This is a genomic window from Rheinheimera baltica, assembly GCF_030731985.1.
In the GTDB taxonomy this organism is placed as follows: Bacteria; Pseudomonadota; Gammaproteobacteria; order Enterobacterales; family Alteromonadaceae; genus Alishewanella; species Alishewanella baltica.
This window is the reverse complement of sequence record NZ_JAPJDY010000012.1, coordinates 62704-69723: the sequence shown is the minus strand read 5'-3', so window position 1 is coordinate 69723 and position 7020 is coordinate 62704. Positions and strand designations below refer to the sequence as shown.

Here is a 7020-nt window from a genome sequence, read left to right as displayed (position 1 = left end):
TAGAGTTGTTTTGTGAGCACAACGGTAATTACGGTAGCCCGAGGATCCATGCTGCGTTGCGACGAGAAGGTGAAGTGGTCAATCGCAAACGGGTAGAACGGTTAATGCGAGACATGAGTTTGGTGGGTAAAGTAAGCAGGCTATATCGGCGTAAGCCCTTGCCAGTAAACCCATGTATTACAGTCGGAAACCAAAAGCGGCAAGAACCTAGCCCGACAGCAGCGAATGAGCAATGGGCAGGTGATGTGACCTATTTGAAGGTCAATGGCCAATGGTCGTATCTGGCGGTGATTATTGATTTGTATTCTCGAAGTATTGTGGGCTGGGAGCTAAGCCAAGCCCGAACGGCAGATTTAACCGTTTTAGCATTGAAAAAAGCGTTGATGCACCGTGAAGTAAAGCCAGGCTTGTTATTTCACAGTGACAGGGGCTCAGAATATGGTGCATATCTGTTTCAAAATGAACTGGCCAGAGCTGGAATTAGGCCCAGTATGAACAGACCCAAACATATGACAGATAATGCACACGTGGAATCGTTCTTTAAGACCCTGAAAACAGAGACATTCCACGGAATAGTGTTTGAGTCGGTTACACAGTTGAGAATGACGCTGGCCTGGTATATTGATAGTTATTACAATACGAGTCGGCTCCATTCGTCATTGGGGTTTAATACGCCAATTGAATATGAAAGTAAGGCAGCATGAAATTTAAATCTAAAAGCGTCTACTTTTTAGGGGGAAGTTTCACCGCTGCGCGGGTTTCGGCCTGTGCTGCGAGCGTTAGCAAAAGTGGAAAGAATTCATGTCATGGAAAAAGTTTTATTTTGGTAACGAAAAACCTTCATTGAAGCGGCAATGCCTTACTCATTTCGCTATGTTTTTTATACTGTCTTCGCCCTATGCTTTTATTGCCGATTTCTCGCCAGAAAGCTGGATTTTTTATACTGGTCTAGGAATTTCAATTTTGGTTACCTTAATCAGCATATTCCATATGTGGAATGTAAGAGAAAGGTTTTCGTTGCTAATGCATTATGGTTTTATAAAACGCACTGTTGCTATCGGTTCTCTTCCATTAATTGCATTCTTATTCACGGGCGCCTTTACAATTTATACAGTACCCGGATTAACAACCAATGTTATTGGCCAGAATGTTAGTTTACTCGGCAAATTTGATAAAAAAGAAGGCGTTAGTAGGAGATCTTGCCGATATAGATTTTCATCTAAAACTTTAAAGTACAGATTTCCACCGTACCTTTGTGTTGGGAAAAGTCAGTATGAGCGTGAAACAAGTGAATATACTGTTATAGCTAAAAAGTCCTTCTTAGGCGTGTTATATGAAGCTGTTGAGTAAAATGTTAACAATCAAAGGCTTGCGACACATGCAGCGTCGCTGCTTTGAGCGTTATAGTTCAAAAGAGCTACCATGCGAAGATACAGCTTAAATAAGGTCTATGGAAAAGTTCGTAATCCAAAGGTACATAGGCACTATGATTGAATTATTAAAAAATAATGTGCTGAATCGCGAGTTGACTTTATTTCGAGATCCTCATCCGGATAATCGAAGGTATGTTCGCGAATTGGAATATATTCGGCTGGCTATTGAGCCCAAAGACAATTTGAGTTGTTTGCGAGCAGCTGACTCCGAAGAGCAAGCTGCGCAAAATCAATCTGCATCTGGCTACTTTGTTAAAGATGTTTTGGCCTTTTGGGCGATCATGTATTCTGTTGGTGAGCCATTGGGTCGGCTGAATGCTCAGATGCGTGGCGATTTGGCTATCTTGCAAAGCCTGATGGAACTAAAGGCAATTCGCTGGGGGGTTGGGACTCAGCAATATGAGCCGCGACTCTTTGGCATGTCGATCTACCAAGAGTTCACGGCTGTGTCCTTGTGGTGCATGCTGGAGCCCGATGGGGCTCGTCTTGGCCAATTTCTTGAAATGCACGCCCGGCACCCCACCATGCGCCTGCCAGCGGTGGACTTTCTGCTCGATACCTTCTTGCCCAAAGGCATTCAACGCCCATTAAAGTACCAAAAAAACCCCACCTACCAAGGCATGTGGGACGCGCTGATGGGGGCGCTGGCTTCGCAAGGGCGCGAGGCCCAAACACAAGACATGACCAAATACATGGCCAACTGGAATCGGTTGATGAAACCGCTGGGCTGGAAGCCCGAGCGGGTGTATTGCCCGCTTGCCGAAGATGGCCGTCAAGTGGACCCTAATTGCCAGGGCGATCAGTTGTTTCAACGTTTTGCCTTTGAGGCGGCGCTAGCCGTTTGTGCTTTCGATCTGGACGACAGCGCGTTTCGTGACCATCTCTACTACCCGCGCGATCTAGTAGACCACTATCGGGCGAACGTGCGCCAGCAGCGCGATGGCTGGCGGGCCTTGGGCGCTCCAGCCCGGTTTGCTGCACCGCTGCCGCCACCGCGCAAGAAAGCCGACCTGGCTAAAAGCAAACTCAAAGGCTATGCGCGCTGGGTTGAGCTGGCCTGCGACGGCGACAAAGACGCCCAAGAAGCGGTGATCGAGTCGACCGGGCGCTTACGAAGCTTGAAGAAAGAAGCAGGTGAGGCATTGGCGGCCTTGGCCGAAAACGGGCAGGGCGTTTGTGCCGACATCAAGGACGACGATACTCTGGCTTCGCAGGTTGACAGCTTGCTCGAAGGCCGAGGGCTGAAGGGATTTGACTCATCGACAGTTGGTGGCGCCGGGCCGGCGCGTTGCGAGGTGCTGCTTAAAAACGCGCAAGACTGGCTGTCGAAGAGCAAGCTTAGCTACAGATTATATACGTTGGACCTAGGTGATGACGCTTGGTATGCTTTGAGCGTACATGAGGTGTTTGCGACCGAATTTTTGGCGCTTGGGGAATCACTTAGCCTGCCTTAGCAACGGAAAAAGGGGAGCGTAGCTAATTAGCGTTGCCTCCTTTTCTCAAGCCTTACTTCAGATCATTCTGCGGCCGCTGTGGTATCACCTTAAGCGCTTTGTCGTCTTGGATGCTCATAACGACAACCGCATCTTTGCTGTTTTTGCTGATCTTGATTGGTTCGCGCTGAAAAAGAAACTAAACGCGAGGGTTACGTAAGATAGCGTACAGAACCTGGCTGTGGCTTCAATTACCGTATACGCGTCAACCTGCGTCTTTATCCGTTTTGCGAAGAGGCAGACATTAGACGTAACCGTAATACGGAGTACAACTTATGACTAAGCATCAAAGCAACAGCAATCCAAATGAACATAAAAGACAAGAACGCGAGGCTGCTGACAGCAGGATCGATAGTAAAAAATCGGATCCGAGAGACAACGCAGGCAGCCAGGGAAAAATGGCGAAAAATGAGAAATCTGCCAGAAGTGATGGCAGAAACGGTGCCGTTTTAGGCGAAATTAATCGCGATGCAAGGAAGGAAAACCAATGAACAGTGCAATGACACAAGCTACTAACAACATTAATGCAGCCGGGTTACTCAGTGCCTCCAGCATTACCGGCGATGAAGTCTGCAATATGAAGGATGAAAAGCTCGGTAAGATCCATGAGGTTATGCTTGACATGACTGAAGGCAAGATACGTTACGCTGTGCTGGCTGCCGGCGGTTTCCTGGGTATCGGTGAGCGTTTTTTTGCTGTGCCATGGAAAGCGCTGACGCTAAACAGGAAAGACAAAAGCTTTATGCTGGATGTTGATGTTGAGCGTTTAAAAAACGCACCGGGTTTTGACAAAGATAATTGGCCAAATATGGCAGATCCTAGCTGGAACTCCAGCGTTGAATCTTATTACGCCAGATAATATGGCCTGTTTTTAGTAATTAACGCTGGCACTGGCCAGCGTTTGTTTTATCGCAGCATGCGTAAAAATACACAAAACAGGCTTAACCGCCAGAAGGGAACTACAGGAACTAACATGATGAATAATAAAATTTTGGCTGTTGTACTGCTGGTGGTTGGTGTGCTGCTGTTGTTCTTTGCGTATCAGGCATCTGAAAGCTTTGGTAATCAGGTAAGCGAAGCCGTTACCGGCCGTTTCACCGACTCTACTACCTGGTTTATCATACTGGGTGCAGTATCAACCGTGGCGGGTGTTACGCTATTACTTATGGGCCGATCCGCACAGCGTTAAGCAATCAAAAGGGTCAGTGTCGCTGATTTTGTGGAGGGTAGAGTCGAAGCTAGTTAACGGCTGCTCTGCATAGCGGCTGCTACAGCGCACTAAGAAATGCTCCACCATCAACAATATTGCCTTGCGCTAAGTCGTCCTTCGCTGCGTTAAAACAGTGCTTAAGGTACGCCGTTTTAAACACTTCTGGCTGCGCATCTTGTGGTAACTCATCGAAGTTTAAGCTGGTTTCATCGGTGGCTAGTGTCGGCATAATTGTATCCATAGCAAAAGTTACGATATCAGTTTCGCTGATAACTGGATATGGCTAAATTGTGCTAACTTATCAAGGATTAGCCTGTTTTGTGAAGAGAAGCAACTTAACTTGACTTGATAATTAAGCGTTAACTATTATGATGTCGCGTAACAACACCCCTCCCGCTACCCGTAAGATCAGCACCCTGTGAGGGGTTACTTTTTTTAGAGTTTCGCTAAGGTTTTAGCTGCGTCCCGAGTTATCCCCGATTGCCGGACCAGCTACAGCCGGTCCCTTGAGTAAGCTTTGGTCAGGTTAGAATATATAAATAAATCCTATGCCTACTTCGGCTTCATAGTTGCCACGGGCGATGGGGCTGTTGCGTACGTCGCTACTGAAGTGCTCGTACAGCGCCTCGGCGAAAATTTGCCAGTTCTCGTTGATATTATGGCGGTAGTTGTAATCAATGCCGATAGAGCGTAGGCCGCCACTCAGGTTGGTTTCAGCTAAACCCGACGCCAGCGATTGCTCTGCGGTAATGCCGAAACCGGTATTGGCATATTTGCTGTCGTGAAATACTGCTACCAGGTTAATCTCCGATCCGGAACCGTCGGTTTTATCGCCAAAGCGCCGTCCCACGCCAAACAATGCAAGATTGCCGTTGTCTCCGGTAACCAGCCGGCTTACCAACCAATAACGCCAGTCGTTGCTAAAAGCCCGCCGTGCCTGCAGCACTACTTCAAAGCCTTCTTCGGTGTTACCCAGCCCATCAAGGCGGCCATCGTCTGAGTCGTTTTCTTCGCGGCCTTCATCAAAGCCAATTAAGGCTTCCAGTAGCCAGGTGTCTGCCCGTACGCCGCGCCAGCCCAGTGCTTCACCGGCAAAGTAGAAAATATCATCACCGCGGCGCCATTGTATTGCGCCGGCTGGCTGTACTTCAAAACCAAATTCGTCTGACCCTTCGTAAGCGGTTTCGTACTCGATACCCGCGCCCAGCGCGAACGCCCAACCGTCATTACCCCGGGTAAAGTCGTCTACCGAAGGTAAAGGCACCAGTGCTGTTTTGTCGTCCTGCGCTAATACGGTTTGAGGCAAAAAACCATGTAGTAAAGTAACTAACAGTAAACCGGTAAACTTTTTCATGTAAAACCTCACCTGTGTTAGCAGGCCAGAATGCAGCGTGAGTAAGTGTTCAACTTCGGTTTACGGTTAACTTTTATAAGTAGATCTTATTAACGTACTTTTTATTGCTTAAGCTCATTCAGCTTTATTACTTGCGCATCAAAACCGCCCTCTGCCAGTTTAATTACTACCTTATCACCGGCTTTAAGCTGGCTGCTGGAAGTGACCACCTGTTGTTTATTGTCAAAGGTAATGCTGTAACCGCGGGCTAAGGTAGCCAGCGGGCTTACGGTGTTTAGCTGGCTGCTTAACTGCGCCAGTTGTTGTTTGCTTTGCTTTAACTGCATCTGCTGGGCGTTAATAAGCCGGCGTTCGAGCTGATTAATATGCTGTGTATGCTGTAGCAGGGTTTTTACCGGCGATAACTGGCGCAGGCTTTTATCCAGATATTGTTGTTGCTGCTGTGTGGCGCTAATTTTACGCTTAATATGCGCGCTAAGGCGCAGTTGTAGCTCGTCCAGCCGCTGTTGTTGCTGCTGTAAGCGCCGTTTGGGGTGTAAGGCTAACAAGCGCTGGCTTAGGTTAATAAGTTTTGGCGCCACTTGCTGCATGCGGGCGCGCTGGGCTTGAATTAATGCGTTGCGTAGCCTGGCTATTCGTTCTAATAAATGGCTTTGATCCGGTGATACCAGCTCTGCCGCGGCCGAAGGCGTTGGCGCGCGTACATCGGCGACAAAATCGGTTAGTGCAAAATCAATTTCGTGGCCGACGGCGCTAACAATTGGAATAGGGCAAGCCGCCACAGCACGGCACAGCTGTTCGTCGTTAAAACACCATAAATCTTCTAACGAACCACCGCCACGGCCAATAATCAGCACATCGACTTCGTTACGGCGTATTGCGCTGCTTAGCATGTTGCGCAGCTGCGCGGCGGCCGTATCCCCTTGCACTTGCGACGGGTAAACGATGACTTCAATGCCGGGGGCGCGGCGGTTAAGCACCGTAACAATATCGCGAATGGCGGCGCCGGTAGGGGAGGTAATAACACCAACACGCTGCACCTGTGCTGGTAGGGGTCTTTTTATCGCCGGGTCGAATAAGCCCTCAGCGGCCAGTTTGGCTTTTAGCTGTTCAAATTGCTGCTTGAGTAAACCGGCACCGGCGCTTTCAATAAATTCTGCCAGTAACTGGTATTCACCGCGTGGCTCGTAAACACTGATACGAGCGCGAATAAGCACCTGCTGGCCATTTTGCGGCCGAAAACTACTGTTGCGGTTAGCTTGTTTAAACATGGCGCATTTTACTTGTGCTGCGTTGTCTTTTAACGAAAAATACCAATGGCCACTGGCGGCGGCGACGAAGTTGGATATTTCGCCTTGCAGCCATAGGGTTTGAAATTGCAGTTCCAGCGTTAAGCGGACTTCGCTGTTTAAGCGGGAAACAGTATAAATATCGGGGTTTTGCGCAGTATTTTGCATGGCAGCTCATGTTTGCAGCGGTAACAACCTGGGGCCAGAATAACATAAAATAAAAAAGCGTTTGTGATACGCC

At 48.4% G+C, this 7020-nt stretch carries 9 protein-coding genes; 6 read left to right on the top strand and 3 right to left on the bottom strand.

The window, feature by feature from the left end; genetic code table 11:
- From ORJ00_RS17960 to ORJ00_RS17935, 6 genes are all read left to right on the top strand, one after another.
- Nucleotides 1-704 (top strand): IS3 family transposase (locus ORJ00_RS17960; RefSeq protein WP_306140488.1); only part of this gene is annotated, 704 nt, incomplete at its 5' end.
- A 97-nt stretch (nucleotides 705-801) separates the two neighbouring features.
- Nucleotides 802-1350 carry a hypothetical protein gene (locus ORJ00_RS17955; RefSeq protein WP_305975279.1) on the top strand — a complete coding sequence of 183 codons (549 nt, stop codon included), beginning with the start codon at nucleotides 802-804 and terminating at the stop codon, nucleotides 1348-1350.
- Nucleotides 1351-1486: 136 nt separating this feature from the next.
- Nucleotides 1487-2887 (top strand): PoNe immunity protein domain-containing protein, encoded by a 1401-nt coding sequence (locus ORJ00_RS17950; protein ID WP_306140487.1) that lies wholly within the window; start codon nucleotides 1487-1489, stop codon nucleotides 2885-2887.
- 314 nt (nucleotides 2888-3201) lie between these two features.
- The gene (locus tag ORJ00_RS17945; protein WP_306140486.1) at nucleotides 3202-3417 is read left to right on the top strand and encodes a hypothetical protein; all 216 of its coding nucleotides are present in this window, start codon (nucleotides 3202-3204) and stop codon (nucleotides 3415-3417) included.
- A complete protein-coding gene (locus ORJ00_RS17940) occupies nucleotides 3414-3785 on the top strand; it encodes a PRC-barrel domain-containing protein (RefSeq protein ID WP_306140485.1) in 372 nt (123 codons plus the stop codon). The genes ORJ00_RS17945 and ORJ00_RS17940 overlap by 4 nt, the downstream gene beginning before the upstream one ends.
- A 114-nt stretch (nucleotides 3786-3899) precedes the next feature.
- On the top strand, nucleotides 3900-4115 hold the full coding sequence (locus tag ORJ00_RS17935; protein WP_306140484.1) for a DUF3185 family protein: 216 nt from the start codon (nucleotides 3900-3902) through the stop codon (nucleotides 4113-4115).
- Nucleotides 4116-4194: 79 nt separating this feature from the next.
- Here the strand turns inward: ORJ00_RS17935 and ORJ00_RS17930 are convergent, their stop codons facing one another.
- From ORJ00_RS17930 to xseA, 3 genes are all read right to left on the bottom strand, one after another.
- On the bottom strand, nucleotides 4195-4365 hold the full coding sequence (locus tag ORJ00_RS17930; RefSeq protein ID WP_156886028.1) for a prevent-host-death protein: 171 nt from the start codon (nucleotides 4363-4365) through the stop codon (nucleotides 4195-4197).
- A gap of 297 nt (nucleotides 4366-4662) precedes the next feature.
- A complete protein-coding gene (locus ORJ00_RS17925; RefSeq protein WP_306125659.1) occupies nucleotides 4663-5490 on the bottom strand; it encodes a MipA/OmpV family protein in 828 nt (275 codons plus the stop codon).
- Nucleotides 5491-5591: 101 nt separating this feature from the next.
- The gene (gene xseA, locus ORJ00_RS17920) at nucleotides 5592-6947 is read right to left on the bottom strand and encodes an exodeoxyribonuclease VII large subunit (protein ID WP_306140483.1); all 1356 of its coding nucleotides are present in this window, start codon (nucleotides 6945-6947) and stop codon (nucleotides 5592-5594) included.
- Nucleotides 6948-7020 lie beyond the last annotated feature (73 nt).